The organism is Planococcus sp. SE5232, from assembly GCF_050686535.1.
Taxonomy (GTDB): Bacteria; Bacillota; Bacilli; order Bacillales_A; family Planococcaceae; genus Planococcus.
Genome location: NZ_JBOGCP010000001.1, coordinates 1,447,367 through 1,465,260 on the forward strand (window position 1 = coordinate 1,447,367; position 17,894 = coordinate 1,465,260).

At 47.3% G+C, this 17,894-nt stretch carries 19 protein-coding genes; all 19 read left to right on the forward strand.

From position 1 onward, the window contains the following. The first annotated feature begins 6 nt into the window (after window positions 1-6). The 19 genes from sdaAA to ylqF all read left to right on the forward strand — a co-directional run bounded on the left by sdaAA (window position 7) and on the right by ylqF (window position 17,891). On the forward strand, window positions 7-906 hold the full coding sequence (gene sdaAA, locus ACRC6Q_RS06775) for an L-serine ammonia-lyase, iron-sulfur-dependent, subunit alpha (RefSeq protein ID WP_223633297.1): 900 nt from the start codon (window positions 7-9) through the stop codon (window positions 904-906). Continuing rightward, window positions 896-2,938, forward strand: coding sequence for an ATP-dependent DNA helicase RecG (recG, locus tag ACRC6Q_RS06780; RefSeq protein ID WP_431466103.1), 2,043 nt, complete (start codon window positions 896-898; stop codon window positions 2,936-2,938). Before sdaAA ends, recG begins: the two co-directional genes overlap by 11 nt. 90 nt (window positions 2,939-3,028) lie before the next feature. After that, a complete protein-coding gene (gene fapR / locus ACRC6Q_RS06785) occupies window positions 3,029-3,613 on the forward strand; it encodes a transcription factor FapR (protein WP_298826178.1) in 585 nt (194 codons plus the stop codon). Next, window positions 3,610-4,608 carry a phosphate acyltransferase PlsX gene (gene plsX / locus ACRC6Q_RS06790; RefSeq protein WP_223633292.1) on the forward strand — a complete coding sequence of 333 codons (999 nt, stop codon included), beginning with the start codon at window positions 3,610-3,612 and terminating at the stop codon, window positions 4,606-4,608. Before fapR ends, plsX begins: the two co-directional genes overlap by 4 nt. Beyond that, window positions 4,598-5,536 carry an ACP S-malonyltransferase gene (fabD, locus tag ACRC6Q_RS06795; protein ID WP_394120556.1) on the forward strand — a complete coding sequence of 313 codons (939 nt, stop codon included), beginning with the start codon at window positions 4,598-4,600 and terminating at the stop codon, window positions 5,534-5,536. Before plsX ends, fabD begins: the two co-directional genes overlap by 11 nt. After that, entirely contained in the window at window positions 5,533-6,279 is a 747-nt protein-coding gene (gene fabG, locus ACRC6Q_RS06800; protein WP_223633287.1) for a 3-oxoacyl-[acyl-carrier-protein] reductase, read from the forward strand. Before fabD ends, fabG begins: the two co-directional genes overlap by 4 nt. 40 nt (window positions 6,280-6,319) lie before the next feature. Next, window positions 6,320-6,556: an acyl carrier protein gene (locus ACRC6Q_RS06805; protein ID WP_223633286.1), complete on the forward strand. Its 237-nt coding sequence runs from the start codon at window positions 6,320-6,322 to the stop codon at window positions 6,554-6,556. 296 nt (window positions 6,557-6,852) lie between these two features. Next, window positions 6,853-7,608 carry a ribonuclease III gene (rnc, locus tag ACRC6Q_RS06810; RefSeq protein WP_298828523.1) on the forward strand — a complete coding sequence of 252 codons (756 nt, stop codon included), beginning with the start codon at window positions 6,853-6,855 and terminating at the stop codon, window positions 7,606-7,608. 2 nt (window positions 7,609-7,610) lie between these two features. Beyond that, window positions 7,611-11,159, forward strand: coding sequence for a chromosome segregation protein SMC (gene smc, locus ACRC6Q_RS06815; RefSeq protein ID WP_431466104.1), 3,549 nt, complete (start codon window positions 7,611-7,613; stop codon window positions 11,157-11,159). Window positions 11,160-11,174: 15 nt separating this feature from the next. After that, the gene (gene ftsY, locus ACRC6Q_RS06820) at window positions 11,175-12,191 is read left to right on the forward strand and encodes a signal recognition particle-docking protein FtsY (protein WP_431466105.1); all 1,017 of its coding nucleotides are present in this window, start codon (window positions 11,175-11,177) and stop codon (window positions 12,189-12,191) included. Window positions 12,192-12,258: 67 nt separating this feature from the next. Next, window positions 12,259-12,582: a putative DNA-binding protein gene (locus ACRC6Q_RS06825; RefSeq protein WP_006828274.1), complete on the forward strand. Its 324-nt coding sequence runs from the start codon at window positions 12,259-12,261 to the stop codon at window positions 12,580-12,582. Window positions 12,583-12,594: 12 nt separating this feature from the next. Further along, entirely contained in the window at window positions 12,595-13,953 is a 1,359-nt protein-coding gene (gene ffh, locus ACRC6Q_RS06830) for a signal recognition particle protein (protein ID WP_223633277.1), read from the forward strand. A gap of 93 nt (window positions 13,954-14,046) precedes the next feature. Next, window positions 14,047-14,319: a 30S ribosomal protein S16 gene (gene rpsP / locus ACRC6Q_RS06835; protein ID WP_191714046.1), complete on the forward strand. Its 273-nt coding sequence runs from the start codon at window positions 14,047-14,049 to the stop codon at window positions 14,317-14,319. Window positions 14,320-14,332: 13 nt separating this feature from the next. Beyond that, entirely contained in the window at window positions 14,333-14,566 is a 234-nt protein-coding gene (locus tag ACRC6Q_RS06840) for a KH domain-containing protein (RefSeq protein WP_142826576.1), read from the forward strand. A gap of 67 nt (window positions 14,567-14,633) precedes the next feature. After that, window positions 14,634-15,149 carry a ribosome maturation factor RimM gene (gene rimM / locus ACRC6Q_RS06845; RefSeq protein WP_223633274.1) on the forward strand — a complete coding sequence of 172 codons (516 nt, stop codon included), beginning with the start codon at window positions 14,634-14,636 and terminating at the stop codon, window positions 15,147-15,149. Continuing rightward, window positions 15,149-15,874, forward strand: coding sequence for a tRNA (guanosine(37)-N1)-methyltransferase TrmD (gene trmD / locus ACRC6Q_RS06850; protein ID WP_223634853.1), 726 nt, complete (start codon window positions 15,149-15,151; stop codon window positions 15,872-15,874). Before rimM ends, trmD begins: the two co-directional genes overlap by 1 nt. 137 nt (window positions 15,875-16,011) lie before the next feature. Continuing rightward, window positions 16,012-16,356: a 50S ribosomal protein L19 gene (rplS, locus tag ACRC6Q_RS06855; protein ID WP_223633270.1), complete on the forward strand. Its 345-nt coding sequence runs from the start codon at window positions 16,012-16,014 to the stop codon at window positions 16,354-16,356. Between the two features lie 99 nt (window positions 16,357-16,455). Further along, window positions 16,456-17,016 (forward strand): signal peptidase I, encoded by a 561-nt coding sequence (lepB, locus tag ACRC6Q_RS06860; protein WP_223633267.1) that lies wholly within the window; start codon window positions 16,456-16,458, stop codon window positions 17,014-17,016. An 11-nt stretch (window positions 17,017-17,027) separates the two neighbouring features. Then, window positions 17,028-17,891, forward strand: a complete 864-nt coding sequence (ylqF, locus tag ACRC6Q_RS06865) for a ribosome biogenesis GTPase YlqF (RefSeq protein ID WP_223633265.1) — start codon at window positions 17,028-17,030, stop codon at window positions 17,889-17,891. Window positions 17,892-17,894 lie beyond the last annotated feature (3 nt).

The window sequence follows — 17,894 nt, forward strand, 5'->3', positions numbered from 1 at the left end:
ATAACAATGGAAGCTTTATTCCGTAATGTTAGAGAATTGGTTGAACGGGCTGAAAAAGAGCAGAAGCTGATTTCAGAAATCATGATAGAGCAGGAAATGCTCATGACGGACCGTTCGCGTGAAGATATCATGATTCAGATGGACCGGAATTTGACGGTCATGGAAGAGGCTGTGGAAAAAGGGCTGAAAGGTGTACATTCAGTTTCCGGTCTGACAGGCGGCGATGCCGTGCTGTTGCAGGCTTATCGTGAAAAAGGCAATACACTGTCCGGAGATCTGTTGATTGACGCAGTCAGCAAAGCGGTGGCGACCAATGAAGTCAACGCAGCAATGGGCACCATCTGTGCGACACCGACAGCAGGATCTGCGGGAGTTGTGCCAGGCACATTATTTGCTGTACAGAATAAATTGAACCCGACAAGAGAGCAAATGATCCGTTATCTATTCACGGCAGGAGCTTTCGGATTCGTTGTGGCAAATAACGCATCGATTTCAGGAGCTGCCGGCGGTTGCCAGGCAGAAGTGGGTTCTGCTGCAGGAATGGCGTCAGCAGCTATTATTGAGATGGCCGGCGGCACACCGCAGCAAAGTTCGGAAGCATTTGCAATTACGATGAAAAATATGCTTGGCCTGGTCTGCGATCCAGTGGCGGGATTAGTGGAAGTGCCATGTGTGAAGCGCAATGCGATGGGAGCAGCCAATGCAGTAGTGGCTGCGGATATGGCGTTAGCCGGTGTCACCAGCCGCATCCCGTGTGATGAAGTCATCGGTGCGATGTTTGAAATCGGCCAATCCATGCCGAGTGCGTTAAGGGAAACCGCAAAAGGCGGACTTGCCGCAACTCCTACCGGAAAATGGCTCGAGTCCAAAATTTTCGGGGGAGCAGTTGTCGGAAGTGGGCAGTAGAGATTCTGTCGCCACATTAAAAGGGGTAGGCAAGCAAGCCGCAGAAACCTTGCAGGAAATGAAAATCGAAACCATCCATGACTTGATCATGACATTTCCGTATCGCCATGAAGACTTTCAACTGAAAGATTTGGCGGACACGCCTCATAATGAACGCGTTACCGTGGAGGGAAGGGTTGAAAGCGAGCCTTCCGTCCTTTTTTTAGGCAAGAAAAAATCCCGAACTCAAGTTCGCGTATTGGTAGGCCGCCATCTGATCAAAGCGATCTTCTTCAACCAGCCCTATGTAAAAGCCAAATTGCATTTGGGTGAAATCATCACCTTAACCGGAAAATGGGACCGCGGCCGTCAGGTGATTACCGTATCGAGCCATTCCATCGGTCCGCGGACCGATGGAGCGGATTTTGAACCCGTCTACAGCCTGAAAGGCAGCATCCATCAAAAAACCTTCCGCAAACTGATGCGGCAGGCACTTGATCTGGCGAAAGAAGATATAGAAGACTGCCTGCCGAACAGTTTTGTTGAAGCCTATCAACTGGCTCCGATTCAAGATGCCTTGGAATGGGTTCACTTTCCACCAGACGGCGAAGCGGTCAAACAAGCACGCCGGCGTTTTGTCTACGAAGAATTGTTGGTGTTTCAGTTGAAGATGCAGGCGCTGCGCAAAAAGAACCGTGAGGAAGAAGGCGGCTCTTTCATCGACTATGACCTGGATCGCTTGAAGGCTTTCATTGAAGATCTGCCTTTCGATTTGACGGCGGCGCAAAAACGGGTGGTCAATGAAATCTGTAAAGACATGAAAGAGCCGTTCCGCATGAACCGTCTGCTGCAAGGGGATGTGGGTTCCGGTAAAACGGTGGTGGCGGCAATTGCGTTATATGCAGCCCATACCGCGGGACTTCAGGGCGCCTTAATGGCGCCGACTGAAATACTGGCTGAACAGCATGCCAATACATTGGAGCAGTGGTTCCGGCCGTTTTCCTTGAATATCGCGCTGTTGACCGGTTCGGTCAAAGGCAAAAAGCGACAATTGATCCTCCAGCAGTTGGCTGCTGGAGAAATTGATCTGTTGATCGGCACCCATGCGTTGATCCAGCCCGAAGTGCAGTTCCATAAACTGGGGCTCGTCATTACGGACGAGCAGCATCGTTTTGGGGTGGATCAGCGGCGTGTGCTGAAAGACAAGGGCTATAATCCCGACGTGCTGTTTATGACGGCGACGCCGATTCCACGGACCTTGGCGATTTCTGCTTTCGGGGAAATGGACGTGTCGGTCATCGACGAGATGCCGGTTGGCCGAAAAGAAATTGAAACCTACTGGATGAAAAAAGACATGTTCGGCAAAATTGTCGGCCGGATGGAAAAAGAGTTGTCGGCTGGACGGCAAGCTTACGTCATTTGTCCGCTGATTGAAGAATCGGATAAACTCGATTATCAGAACGCCGTGGACCTATACCAGCAGCTGGCGATGTATTTCAAGGATCGGTTTAGTGTCGGTTTGATGCATGGCCGCCTGCATTCAGATGAAAAAGAACAGACGATGCGTGAGTTCACAGAAGGCAAAATCGATGTATTGGTGTCAACGACGGTTGTAGAGGTCGGCGTCAACGTGCCGAATGCTTCGTTTATGCTGATCTATGATGCTGAGCGTTTTGGCTTGTCCCAGTTGCATCAGTTGCGGGGGCGTGTCGGACGGGGCAGCGAACAGTCCTATTGTGTCCTGCTGGCGGATCCGAAAACAGAAATTGGAAAAGAGCGGATGACCACCATGACCGAAACCAATGACGGTTTCGTGCTGGCGGAGAAAGATCTGCAGCTGAGAGGCCCGGGTGACTTTTTCGGCCGTAAGCAAAGTGGGATCCCGGAATTTAAAATGGCTGATTTGGTCCATGATTACCGGGCGCTTGAAACAGCCAGGAAAGACGCTGAAAAATTGATCGGCAGCGAAGAATTCTGGCATGCTGAAGACATGCGTTGTCTGCGGCAGCAAATAGAGCAATCAGGTGTATTGTCCGGTGGCAGATTGGATTAAGGATGCAGGGACCATGATTTTCCTTGCATTCTTTTTTTGTTATTTATATACTGATGTTAGTACCAAGTGCTAATAGCGGGCGGTGACATAGTGAGAAGACCTAAAAAACAACGGCAACAGGCGTTGAAAGACTCTATAAAAGATAATCCATTTGTGACGGATGAAGAACTGTCAGTGGAATTTGATGTCAGTGTTCAGACGATCCGCTTAGATCGGATGGAGCTTGCCATTCCGGAATTGCGGGAACGCATCAAACACGTAGCCGTGAAGACATTTGAAGATGAAGTAAAATCTTTGCCGATCGATGAAGTGATCGGAGAGATTATCGATATTGAACTGGATAACAAAGCGATTTCAATTTTCGATGTAAAACCGGAGCATGTTTTTCAGCGCAATCAGATTGCCAGAGGCCATCATTTATTTGCACAAGCCAATTCTTTGGCAGTAGCGGTGATGAATGAGGAGCTAGCACTTACCGTGAAATCGGAGCTGCAGTTTCTGCGTCCGGTAACAGCAGGACAGCGTGTTGTTGCAAAAGCGGAAGTGATCGAGAGCCAGCCTGAAAAAAACAGGGCGTTTGTGAAAGTGGTATCTTCTGTCGAACAACAGACGGTTTTTATCGGCACATTTGAAATGTATCGAATGACTGAGCAAAGTGAAGGTGACGAAAAATGAAAATTGCTGTAGATGCAATGGGTGGAGACAACGCCCCAAAAGAAATTATCGCAGGGGTCTATAAAGCGTTGGATGAGTTTTCAGATATCGAAATCCAACTTTTTGGCCATCAGGAGAAGATGCAGGAATTCCTGAAGGAACATGAACGCCTGACAATCGTCCATTGTGAAGAAGTGATTGAATCAGAAGATGATCCTGTCCGTTCAGTGAAACGGAAAAAAGACGCTTCCATGGTTCGTATGGCACAGTCGGTAAAAGATGGCCAAGCAGATGCCTGTGTTTCTGCAGGCAACACAGGAGCGCTTATGTCAGCAGGTCTGTTCATCGTAGGCCGCATTGAAGGCGTGGACCGGCCGGCACTTGCTCCAACATTGCCGACCATCGACGGAACAGGATTCGTCATGCTGGATATGGGCGCCAATGCAGAAGCACGGCCGGAACATCTCGTGCAATATGCCGTCATGGGAAGCATCTATGCTGAGAAAGTCCGCGGCATACAAAATCCGACAGTCGGTTTACTGAATATCGGAACAGAAGAGAAAAAAGGCAATGATTTGACGAAAGCTGCTTTTCCTTTATTGAAAGAAGCGCCGGTTAATTTTATCGGCAACGTGGAATCGCGTGATTTGCTCAACGGTGTGGCTGATGTGGTGGTCACTGACGGCTTTACCGGAAATATGGTGTTGAAGACGATTGAGGGCACGGCAATGAATGTCTTCGCAATGATCAAAGGCGTCTTTATGAGCTCGGCCAAAACCAAAGTGGCAGCTTTTTTGGTCAAAGATGATATGAAAGGCCTCAAAGGCATGCTGGATTACAGCGAATATGGCGGCGCAGGACTATTCGGCTTGAAGGCGCCTGTTATTAAAGCACATGGTTCGTCAAATGCTACGGCCTTATATAATGCCATACGCCAAACACGCACAATGGTGGAGTTCGATGTAACGGGCACAATCTACAGTACGTTGAAAAAGGAGACATTACATGAAGACTAAAATTGCATTTATATATCCCGGACAAGGATCGCAGACAGTCGGAATGGGCGAAAGCTTTTTGGCGGATGATACGAGCCGCAATTTTTTCGAAAGTGCAGATCAGGCGCTTGATCTTAAATTGTCCAAGCTGATGCTTGAAGGGCCACAGGAAGAATTGACACTGACATATCATGCCCAACCGGCTTTGTTAACCGTCAGTTCAATGATTACGGAACGGCTGATCCGCGCGGGCATCAGACCCGATTATACAGCTGGGCACAGCCTTGGTGAGTACAGCGCATTAGTGACTTCAAATGTGATGGAATTTCCGATGGCGGTCAATATTGTACATAAACGCGGTTTGTTCATGAATACCGCTTTTCCGGCTGGAGAAGGAACGATGGCAGCCATTTTGGGAATGGAAAGTGATGAGCTGGAGAAAGTGACGAACGAAGTGACGGACACGACGGGTGTCGTTCAGTTGGCCAATCTAAACTGTCCGGGGCAAATCGTCATTTCCGGAACAAAAGCCGGCGTGGAGCAAGCCTGTCTGGTTGCCAAAGAGCGCGGTGCTAAACGGGCAATTCCACTTGATGTCAGCGGACCATTCCATTCTGAATTGATGCGTTCAGCGTCTCAGGATTTAGCGAAAGAATTAAGTAATTCGTTTCTGTTGGATGCGAAAGTGCCGGTGGTCTCGAATGTCACCGCAAAAGCGGAAACCAACGCCACTCAAATCCAGGATCTTCTTGTTCGACAATTGTATTCACCGGTACTGTGGGAACAGTCTGTCCGTGAAATGATCGATCTTGGTGTCACGGTATTCATTGAAATCGGTCCGGGGAAAGTATTGAGCGGCCTGGTGAAAAAAATTGATCGCTCAGTGAAAACTTTGCCGGTCTATGATTTGGAGTCATTCGAAAAAGCGGTAGAGGAGTTGGCGAAATGAGTAAACTGGCAGGGAAAACAGCCATCATTACAGGAGCATCACGCGGAATCGGAGCGGAAATCGCCCGTAAATTTGCAGCTGACGGCGCCAAAGTGGTCGTCAATTACAGCGGCAGCCAGGAAAAAGCAGAGGCAGTTGTTGCCGAAATTCAAGCAAATGGCGGAGAAGCGATTGCGGTCAAAGCCAATGTCTCGGACTCGGAATCGGTCAAAGCGATGGTCGATGAAACAATGAAGGCTTTCGGATCAGTAGATATTTTGGTGAATAACGCCGGAATCACCCGTGATAATCTCATGATGCGGATGAAAGACGATGAATGGGACGATGTCATCAATACCAACTTAAAAGGCGTTTTTGTCTGTACAAAAGCAGTAACGCGCCAAATGATGAAACAACGCGCAGGACGGATCATCAACATCGCATCCATCGTAGGCGTCATGGGCAATGCAGGGCAGGCAAACTACGTCGCGTCTAAAGCCGGGGTCATCGGTTTGACCAAGACCACAGCACGCGAATTGGCGACTCGGGGCATTACGGCAAATGCTGTAGCGCCTGGATTCATTACAACGGATATGACGGACCAGTTGACTGAAGAAGTCCAAAAAGCTATGCTGGGTCAAATTCCATTGGGTCGTTTCGGAGCTCCTGAAGATGTTGCAAAAGCAGCACTCTTCCTGGCTTCTGACGATGCGTCCTATATGACCGGCCAAACACTCCATCTGGATGGCGGCATGGTCATGTAAGAAAGTTTTTTGTATACTGATTTGAGGGGAGGTGACGACATTGTCAACAGTATTAGAGAGAGTAACTAAAGTAATCGTGGATCGTCTAGGTGTAGAAGAGAGCGAAGTGAAACTTGAAGCTTCATTTACCGGTGACCTAGGTGCAGATTCATTGGACGTAGTGGAATTGGTTATGGAACTTGAAGATGAATTCGATATGGAAATTTCTGACGAAGACGCTGAGAACATGGCTACAGTAGGCGACGCAGTAACGTATATCGAGAAGAAGCAAGCATAAGCAAAGAAAAGCCGAAGCGATCGTTAAGACCCGACAGGCATAAGGCGCGTCGACGAAGCGGCGTGTTTTTGCCGCATAGTCGACGTGACTTATGACCCCGAGGGTCTGATCGCTGAAGCTGGACACCAAAAAAAGCAGAAACGATCAATAGATCCTTCTGCCGCACGCAAATACTTAAACAACCATTGACGCACAATTGCTGTTATACTAAGCAGTTGTGCGTCAATTCTCTTTTTGCACAATAGCTGAAAAAAAGGTAAAATTGACGGAAGTACACAAAGGAAGGCAGATAAAAAATGGCAATGAATAAAAAAGCAAATCACCAGAAACCCGGCGTCATAAAAGAAAGCGCCAAAGCGGCATTTGAACAATTGCAAAAAGAGTTGAATGTTTCATTCAACAAGCCTGCATTGTTGTATCAAGCTTTCACGCATTCATCTTATGTGAATGAGCATCGAAGAAAACAATTCACCGACAACGAGCGTTTGGAATTTCTGGGGGATGCGGTATTGGAATTATCCGTTTCGCATTACCTGTATATGAAATATCCAGACATGAGCGAAGGGGAATTGACGAAGCTGCGTGCAGCGATCGTGTGTGAACCTTCACTGGTTTTATTTGCCAACGAACTTGGTTTCGGCAAATACATCCTTCTGGGCAAAGGGGAAGAGTTGACTGGCGGCAGAACACGTCCAGCGTTGCTGGCTGATGTTTTTGAGTCGTATATCGGCGCACTTTACCTAGACCAAGGATTGGAACCTGTTGTCGCATTTTTGGAAATGGTTTTGTTCCCAAAAGTGGAAATCGGTGCTTTTTCGCATGTGATGGATTATAAGAGCCAATTGCAGGAATTGGTTCAGCAGAAAAATACAGGAGTATTGAATTATGAAATCATTGATGAAATCGGACCTGCCCATAGCCGTGTATTTGTGACGCGTGTTTCTCTTGCAGAGCAGGAACTCGGAGTCGGCAATGGCCGGTCGAAAAAAGAGGCGGAACAGCAGGCAGCGCAACTGGCGATCCGTAAATTGCAGGAAGCGGCGGAGGAGTAACAATGTTTTTGAAAAGATTGGAAGTCATGGGGTTCAAATCATTTGCTGATCGAATCGGCATTGATTTTGTGCCCGGAGTCACAGCCGTCGTCGGACCAAATGGCAGCGGCAAGAGCAATGTCACCGATGCCATCCGTTGGGTGCTCGGAGAACAATCAGCAAAGTCACTGCGCGGCGCTAAAATGGAAGATGTTATTTTTGCCGGCAGCGATTCCCGCAAACCGTTGAACTTTGCGGAAGTTACGTTAATTTTAGACAATACAGATGGCCGCGTCCCTCTCGATTACAGTGAAGTCAGCGTAACGAGAAGGGTTTTTCGCAGTGGAGAAAGTGCCTATCTGCTGAATAAGCAAAATTGCCGGCTGAAGGACATTACGGATCTGTTCATGGATTCCGGGCTTGGCAAAGAAGCCTTTTCCATCATTTCGCAGGGACGCGTGGATGAAATCCTGAATTCAAAAGCCGAGGAGCGCCGATCGATTTTCGAAGAAGCGGCAGGTGTTCTGAAATACAAGCAGCGCAAGAAAAAAGCTGAAGTAAAATTAAATGAAACGGATGAAAACCTTAACCGCGTGCTTGATATCCTGCATGAATTGGATGGCCGTATGGAGCCGCTGCAGATTCAAGCTTCCACGGCAAGGGATTTTCTGGATATGGACGAGCAGCTGAAAGATGCCGATATCGCCTTATTGGCTTATGATGCGGGCAATCTGGAGCAGGAGCTGGAGCAGTTGACGCGTGACGCTGCAGGCCATTCAGAAAAAGAGCAGCAATTATCAGCGGAAATCAATACAAAAGAACGGACAGTCACCAAAACACGCCAGTCTCTGTCGAATTTGGACAGTAAAATCGATCAGGCTCAAAATTCCCTTGTTGAAGCCAGTGCAGAGACAGAGAAATGGCAGGGCCGTAAGTTGCTGATGTCGGAGAAAAAAAACAATGCCTATCGCCAGGCACAGCAGCTGCAGGATAATCTTGCTACAGAAAAACTGGAGAACGATTTCCTCAAGAAAAAACACAGCGAACAGCTGGCTTTGCTGGAAGAGCGTAAAGCAGAGCAGCAAACGGTTCGGACAGCTATCAAGGTGCTTGAAGAACAGCTGAACCGGACTCCGGCGGATATCGACAATGAAATCGAAAATTGCAAGTCGGTTTACATCGACTTGATGAATGAACAGGCCACCGTCAAAAATGAATTGAAAAATATTGGTTTGCAGGCACAGCAATTGTCTGAATCAACAGGACGCATTGCATCGCAGCGGACAGACTTTACAGCTGAATTATCAAAGCTGAAGAAAGAAAAAGCCCAAGCGGAAACGAATGTCCAGGAAATCCGGACACTGCTAGAAGACAAGCGCCAACAGTATAAAGACAATGAAGCTTCTTACCAAGTGCAGAAGCAGGCGTTTGACCAGAAGCAATCCATGCTGTTCCAGGCATATCAGTCACAAAAGCAATTAGGCGCACGGATTGAAACGCTGCAGGAACTGGAGGCTGATTTTTCCGGTTTTTTCCAGGGTGTCCGTGAAGTATTGGTTGCACGGGAAAAAGGTCATTTAACAGGAATAAGAGGAGCCGTCGCTGAAATTGCCAAGGTGGAAAAAAATTACGCCAAAGCGATTGAAACGGCTTTAGGCGCTTCGAGCCAGCACATCATCACCGAAAATGAACAGCATGCCCGGGAAGCGATTGATTTCCTGCGTAAAAAAAGAGCCGGCCGCTCGACTTTCCTGCCGATGACTGTCATGAAGGCCAGAAAGATTCCGGAGCATACATTGGCCACTGTGAGTCAGCACCCTTCCTACATCAATATGGCATTTGAACTGGTCGAGTACGATCCGCAATACGGAATGATCATTGAAAATCTCTTGGGCAATGTCATTATCGCTGAAGACTTGAAAGGCGCAACGGCCATCGCCAAGGCGACTGGCAACCGGTTCCGCGTCGTCACACTCGAAGGCGATATCGTCAACGCGGGTGGATCAATGACCGGGGGTGCCAATAAAACCCAAGCTTCATTCTTTTCACGAAAAGCTGAGCTTGATCAATTGCTGGTACAGGCTGAAGAGTTGAAAGAGACGATCCTGAATGCGGAGAAAACAATCCAGAAAGAACAAGCCGACGTTAAAGCGGTGGAAGAGTCCATTCAGATTCTTCGGACCGAAGGCGAAAAATACCGGGACATGGAAGCGGAAAATGCCATTATTCTGCGTGAAATCGAAGCGGTGCTAAAGACCACTTCCGAGCGTTTCCAACTTTTTGAAGCCGAACAGAAAAACAAAGAATATGATTTGACAGAGATAACCAAACGCAAGGAAACGGCTTCTGTGCGGCTTGAAAATATTGTCGGGGAACTGAACGCCATAACGGTGAAAATCGACGAATTGACTTTATTCAAGCAGCAGAACGAATCGGCACGCGATCAGGTTCTGGAGAAATTAGCTGAGCAGAAATCGCTCCATGCCGTGACGAAAGAACGCGTCCTGCAGTTGACCAACAGTGAAGCTGAACTTTTTGAACGCCTGGAAAAAAGCAGCCGTAAGCTGCAGGAGCATCAAAAAGAGCTGCAGTGGATTCAATCGGAAGAAGCGGCGAAAGTCTATTCTGACGAAGAAATCCTTCAGGAAATCGAATCCTGGTCTGCCAAAAAAATGCAGATCCAGCAAACCATCAACCAAACGAAAGAACAGCGGGCAGAGCAGCAGGATAGTTTGAACGGTTTGGAAGAGGATCTGAAAGAACAACAGCGCATCTACAAAGGATATGTAGAAGCGATCCGGATCTGTGAAGTGAAATCGACCCGACTGGACGTCCAGATCCACAGTTTCATTCTCCAGCTCGAAACCAATTACCAGTTGACGCTCGAACAGGCGAAGCAGTTTGAGATGATGGACGAAGAGGCAGCTGTCCGCAGAAAAGTGAAGCTGTTGAAGCAGTCCATAGAAGAGTTGGGACCTGTCCATATCGGAGCCATCGAGGAATTCGACCATGTCTCCGATCGCCATGCCTTTTTGACCGAGCAGCGCAATGATCTGAACGAAGCAAAAGACACTTTGCGTACTTTGATCCGGGAGATGGACGGGGAAATGACCAGTCGCTTCGACGATACCTTCCATGCTATCCGGATACAATTCCAACGTGTCTTTAAAGAGCTGTTCGGTGGGGGCTCTGCCGACCTGGTATTGACCGATCCCAAGGATATGCTGTTGACAGGTGTTGAAATCATCGCCCAGCCGCCTGGCAAGAAGCTGCAGAACTTAAGTTTGCTGTCAGGCGGAGAGCGCGCATTGACTGCCATCGCCCTGTTGTTTGCGATTTTGAATGTGCGTCCTGTGCCGTTCTGTGTGCTCGATGAAGTAGAGGCAGCGCTTGATGAATCAAATGTCGTGCGTTACAGTCAATACCTGAAGAAATTCAGTGAAGATACGCAATTCATCGTCATTACACACCGCAAAGGAACGATGGAAGGGGCAGACGTCCTGTACGGCATTACGATGCAGGAATCCGGGATTTCGAAATTGGTGTCTGTTAAACTTGAAGAGAAAATTTAAAAGAGGAGTGGTCACGTGAGTTTCTTTAAAAAATTAAAAGATAAATTTGCCGGAAACACCGAGGCTGAAGAATCAACTGAAAAATACAAAGAAGGGTTAGCCAAAACCCGTACCGGCTTTACATCGAAGATCAATGATCTGGTAGCAAAATACCGCAAAGTCGATGAAGACTTTTTCGAGGAATTGGAAGAGATCCTGTTGCAGGCAGATGTCGGTTTCGAAACGGTCATCGAATTGATGGATGAATTGCGTTTTGAAGTGCAACGAAAAAATGTACGGGACACGTCCAATGTCCAATCCGTCATTTCTGAAAAACTGGTGGATATTTATGAGGCTGGCGAAGCGGAAACCAATGAAATCAATTTTGTTGATGGACTGACAGTGATTTTGATGGTCGGTGTCAACGGTGTCGGCAAAACGACGACTATCGGTAAAATGGCTCATCGATTCAAGAGTGAAGGCAAAACCGTCATGCTTGCTGCCGGTGATACATTCCGGGCCGGAGCCATTGAGCAATTGGATGTCTGGGGCCAGCGTGTAGGCGTCGATGTCATCAAGCAAAGCGAAGGGTCAGACCCTGCGGCAGTCATGTATGACGCTGTCCGTTCGGCCAAATCCCGTGGAGTGGATGTGCTGATCTGCGATACAGCAGGGCGTCTGCAGAACAAAGTCAACCTGATGAATGAACTGCAGAAAGTGCACCGTGTCATTTCACGTGAAATACCAGGAGCGCCTCACGAGGTCCTGTTGGCTCTTGATGCCACGACCGGCCAAAATGCGATGATTCAGGCACAGATGTTCAAGGAAGTGACAGACGTTACAGGCATCGTCCTGACGAAACTGGACGGAACGGCAAAAGGCGGCATCGTACTGGCCATCCGCAATAAGTTGAAGATTCCGGTGAAATATGTCGGGCTTGGCGAAAAGCTGGATGACCTCCAGCCGTTCGATGCACAAAAATATGTCTATGGTTTATTTGCTGAAGGATTGGATAAAGAGCAGCAACTGGAAGATACTGAAGCAGACAAGTAAAATTACTTGACAGCTATTCGGATTTTCAGTATTCTAAGCAGTAGTATGAATGGGGTGAGCGTCAATGATGGGACTGGAAAAAACAACCCGCATGAATTATTTGTTTGATTTCTATCAGGAGCTACTGACACCTAAACAGCGGAGCTATATGATGCTGTATTATTTAGATGACCATTCACTGGGTGAAATTGCTGAAGAATACAACATCACCCGTCAGGCCGTCTATGACAATATTCGGCGGACGGAAGCGATGCTGGAAGAATATGAGCGCAAATTGCAGTTGTTTGAGAAATTTCAAAAACGGCAGCAATTGGTTTCGTCATTTGAAAAACAGCCATTCACAGAAGAGCGCGTCCAGCAATTTCTGGGCGAACTGAAGGAATGGGACTAGGAGGCGGAAAGAATGGCATTTGAAGGATTATCCGAACGCCTGCAAGGCACCATGACAAAGATCAAAGGTAAAGGAAAAGTCAACGAAGCAGACGTTAAGGAAATGATGCGTGAAGTTCGTTTTGCCTTAATCGAAGCGGATGTCAACTTGAAAGTCGTTAAGGAATTCGTCAAGAAAGTCAGTGAACGGGCAATTGGCCAGGACGTCATGGATAGCCTGACGCCAGGCCAGCAGGTCGTTAAAATCGTAAAAGATGAACTGACCGAATTGATGGGCGGCGAAGAGCGGAAAATCGAGTTTTCCTCAAAACAGCCGACTGTCATCATGATGGTCGGTCTGCAGGGGGCCGGTAAAACGACCACTACAGGGAAACTTGCCAACCTGCTGCGCAGAAAACACAATCGCAAGCCGTTATTGGTGGCGGCCGATGTCTATCGTCCGGCAGCAATCCAGCAGCTTGAGACGATCGGCAAACAACTGTCCTTGCCGGTTTTCTCCAAAGGGACAGAACTGTCTCCTGTGGAAATTGCCCGTCAGGCGATTGAACACGCAAAAACAGAGCATTTGGATACGGTCATCATCGATACTGCAGGCCGTCTGCATGTTGATGAGGCATTGATGCAGGAATTGAAGGATATCCGTGCCCTTAAAGAGCCGGATGAGATTTTCCTGGTAGTTGATTCCATGACCGGACAGGATGCTGTCAATGTGGCACAGAGCTTTGATGAAGCCATCGGAATTTCGGGTGTCGTTCTGACGAAACTGGATGGTGATACTCGAGGCGGTGCGGCGCTGTCAATCCGCTCTGTCACCCAAAAACCGATTAAATTTGTCGGGATGGGCGAAAAAATGGACGCGCTTGAAGCTTTCCATCCGGAACGCATGGCTTCACGCATCCTTGGCATGGGGGATATGCTGTCGCTGATTGAAAAAGCGCAGTCGAGCGTCGATGAAGAAAAAGCGAAAGAGTTGGAAGAGAAGTTCAGAACTTCCACGTTTACTTTTGATGATTTCCTGGAACAGATGTCGCAGGTCAAACAAATGGGGCCATTGGATGAAATTTTGAAAATGCTCCCTGGCGCCAATAAAATCAAGGGGCTCGAAAACGCTAAAGTGGATGAAGGCCAGATGGATCGTGTGGAAGCCATTATCTACTCGATGACGAAAAAAGAGAAAACGACACCCGAAATCATCAATGCAAACCGCAAAAAACGGATTGCCAAAGGTTCAGGAACATCGATTCAAGATGTCAACCGACTCTTGAAACAGTTCGAGGATATGAAGAAAATGATGAAACAAATGTCTGGCATGAACACGAAAAAAGGCAAAAAGAAAATGGGAATGTCAGGCCTGGACTCACTTTTCAAGTAAAATTTTAAGGTGTTAAGAAAAAATACTTTACAAACTATTTAAAGCTTGCTAATATAATATCTTGTGTGAAACTATTCGGAGGTGCTTTAAGAAATGGCAGTAAAAATTCGCTTGAAACGTATGGGAGCTAAGAAATCTCCTTTTTACCGTATTGTAGTAGCTGACTCACGTGCTCCACGTGACGGCCGTCAAATCCAGACAGTAGGTACTTACAACCCGCTGACAGTTCCAGCTGAAGTTAAGATCGACGAAGAACTAGTGTTGAAATGGCTTCATGATGGTGCAAAACCATCTGATACTGTACGCAACTTGTTTTCTCAAAAAGGCATTATGGAGAAATTCCATAACGAAAAATTAAGCAAGTAAGGGAGATTTTCTTATGAAGCAGCTGATTGAGACCATTGTGAAACCGTTAGTTGATTATCCGGAAGAAGTTCGTGTCGAAACCGACGAAAACGCAAGCCGAATTGTCTACAAGCTTTCTGTGCATCCTGAGGATACAGGGAAAGTCATCGGAAAGCAGGGACGTGTGGCGAAAGCTGTCCGTTCAATTGTGTACTCAGCAGCAGGTGGTTATCATAAGAAGAAAACTTACCTCGATATTGTGGATTAAGGAAAAAGAAGGAGCCCAGGTTCCTTCTTTTTTTTTCAGAAAAATAGCACCGGAAGGATGTTTGCTTGTGCAATGGTTTAATGTAGGAAAAATTGTCAATACCCATGGAATTCGTGGAGAAGTGCGCGTTTTGTCCCGTACCGATTTTCCGGAAGAACGTTTTGCGGTTGGTTCAAAACTTGGACTTTTTACACCGGATGCAAAAAAGCCGATCATGGTGAAGATCGCCAGCCACCGCCAGCATAAGAACTTCGAATTGGTGACTTTTGAAGGCTATCCGAATATCAATGACGTGGAGCCGTTCAAAGAGTCCTATCTGAAGATTGCTGAACATGATTTAACCGAACTCGAAGACAATGCATTCTACCATCACGAAATTTTAGGGTGTACGGTTTTCACGACAGAAGGACAGGAACTCGGAACCATCAGTGAAATTTTGGAAACGGGCGCCAATGATGTCTGGGAAGTCACGCCGAAAACTGGGAAGAAGCATTATATTCCATATATCGAAGACATCGTCAAAGAAATTGACATAGATGAAAAGAAAGTGACCATCGAAGTCATGGAAGGTTTGTTGTCTTGATGAATATAAATGTCCTATCGCTGTTTCCCCCCATGTTTGAAGGGGTCTTCCAGCACTCGATCATGAAAAAAGCACAGGAAAAAGGTGCAGTCAGCCTGAATGTCGTGGACATTCGAGAGTTTGCCGATAATAAGCGCCAAGTAGATGATTACCCTTTCGGCGGCGGCGCCGGTATGGTGCTTAAGCCTGAACCTATTTTTAATGCTGTTGAAAGCCTGGTGCAAGAAAGCAAGCCGCGCGTCATCCTGATGTGTCCGCAAGGCGAACGCTTTACCCAGCAAAAAGCGGAAGAGCTGGCAGCTGAACAGGAATTGGTGTTTATCTGCGGCCATTATGAAGGCTACGATGAACGAATCCGGGAACATTTGGTCACGGACGAAATTTCCATTGGCGATTTTGTGCTGACCGGTGGAGAGCTTGCAGCCATGACTGTCATCGACAGTGTCGTCAGACTGCTTCCGGGGGTGCTGGGAAACGCTGACTCGCCAGTTCGCGACTCATTCTCTACAGGCATGCTGGAACACCCTCAATACACGCGTCCGGCTGAATTCAGAGGCTGGAAGGTGCCGGACGTGCTGACTTCCGGCAATCATGGCAAAGTCGATCAATGGCGCGAAGAACAAACCTTGAAACGGACGCTTGAGCGCCGCCCGGATCTGCTCGACAAAATCGAATTGAGCGACAAGCAAAAGAAAATCATCGCTGAACTGAAAAAACAAAAATAGATCGCAGACTGCTCTTGCGCAAGCAATTGTTTAGTGGTATTATGGACACTGTACTTTTATGTGAAGTACAGGATCACGATGTTCCGCTGCAACAGTTCATTTGGGTGTAAGAGCATCTGTAGAAGGAGAGAAAAATAATGCAAAACATTATTACAGAAATCACTAAAGAACAGCTTCGTACGGATCTTCCAACGTTCCGTCCTGGAGATACTGTCCGCGTCCACGTTAAAGTTGTCGAGGGTACACGCGAACGTATTCAGGTATACGAAGGAGTAGTCATCAGCCGTCGCGGAGGCGGGATCAGTGAATCATTCACTGTTCGCAAAATCTCTTACGGTGTTGGTGTTGAGCGTACATTCCCTGTACACACACCAAAAATTGCACAGCTTGAAGTTACCCGTCGTGGTAAAGTACGCCGTGCGAAATTGTATTACTTGCGTGACCTACGCGGTAAAGCAGCTCGTATCAAAGAAATTCGATAAGATCGCATTAATGAGAGAGGGCGCTTGCGCCCTCTTTCTTTTTGCTAAAAAGCTTATTTCCTTGTACAATTAAAGCAGTAAGTATAGGGAGGAACACGCATGGAGACTGAAGTGAAGAAGAAGAATGAAATGTGGGAATGGTCCAAAGCTCTATTGATCGCCTTCGGTTTAGCAGCAATTATCCGTTTCTTTTTATTCACGCCGATTGTCGTAGATGGAGAGTCGATGATGCCGACTTTGGAGCATGGGGACCGCATGATCGTCAACAAGATCGGTTATTCAGTCGGCGAACCTGACCGTTTCGACATCATCGTTTTTCATGCGCCGGAGCAAAAAGATTATATCAAGCGGATCATCGGCTTGCCGGGAGATCATGTAGCCTATGAAGACGATCAGTTATATATAAATGGAGAAGCAGTGGAAGAACCTTATCTGGATATCTATAAGCAAGGAATCACCGGTACTCTGACTGAAGACTTTGTTTTGGAGGATGTTACCGGAGGAGAAAGCATCATACCGGAAGGTTCTGTTTTTGTCATGGGCGATAATCGACGCGCAAGCAAAGACAGCCGCCATATCGGATTGGTCCCGACTGATGATGTCATCGGTGACACAAGTTTCGTATTCTGGCCGTTGCCTGAAGCGGGAATTGTAAAATAAGGAGTGGTTTTATGACGATACAATGGTTTCCTGGACACATGGCGAAAGCACGGAGACAAGTTACTGAAAAGCTGAAATTGGTGGATATTATTTTTGAACTTGTTGACGCCAGGTTACCTTTATCTTCACGAAATCCGATGATCGATCAAGTGATTCAGCAAAAACCGCGTCTCATTATTTTAAACAAAATGGACATGGCCGATGAAGTTGAAACGAAAAAGTGGATTCGATATTTTGAAGATCAAGGTACCCGTGCAGTAGCGATCAATTCCCTTGAAGGCAGAGGGCTGCAATTGGTGACAAAAGCATCAAAAGAAATACTGACAGAAAAATGGGATCGCATGATCGCCAAAGGCATCAAGCCCCGTGCCATCCGTGCTATGATTGTCGGAATTCCGAACGTCGGGAAATCGACGCTCATCAACCGCTTATCGAAAAAGAGCCTGGCTAAGACCGGGAATATGCCGGGTGTCACGAAAGCGCAGCAATGGATCAAAGTCGGCAAGGAAATTGAATTATTGGATACGCCGGGTATTTTATGGCCGAAGTTTGAAGACCCGGAAACGGGCTTGAAATTAGCCGTTACGGGAGCAATCAAAGACTCGGTCATCCAAATGCAGGAGTTGGCCATCTATTCGCTGAAGTTCCTGGAAGAACGTTATCCGGACCGCATGATGGAAAGATACGGCATCGATCACGTCGATGAAGAAATCGTCGTCACCTTTGACCATATCGGTAAAAAACGCGGCTGTTATGATCAGCATGGCGATGTCGACTATGAAACAACGGCCGAAGTGATTGTCCGGGATATCCGGAATCAGCATTTGGGCAAAGTGACGTTCGATTACAGAGATGAAATGATAGAAGAAGAGTGAGGA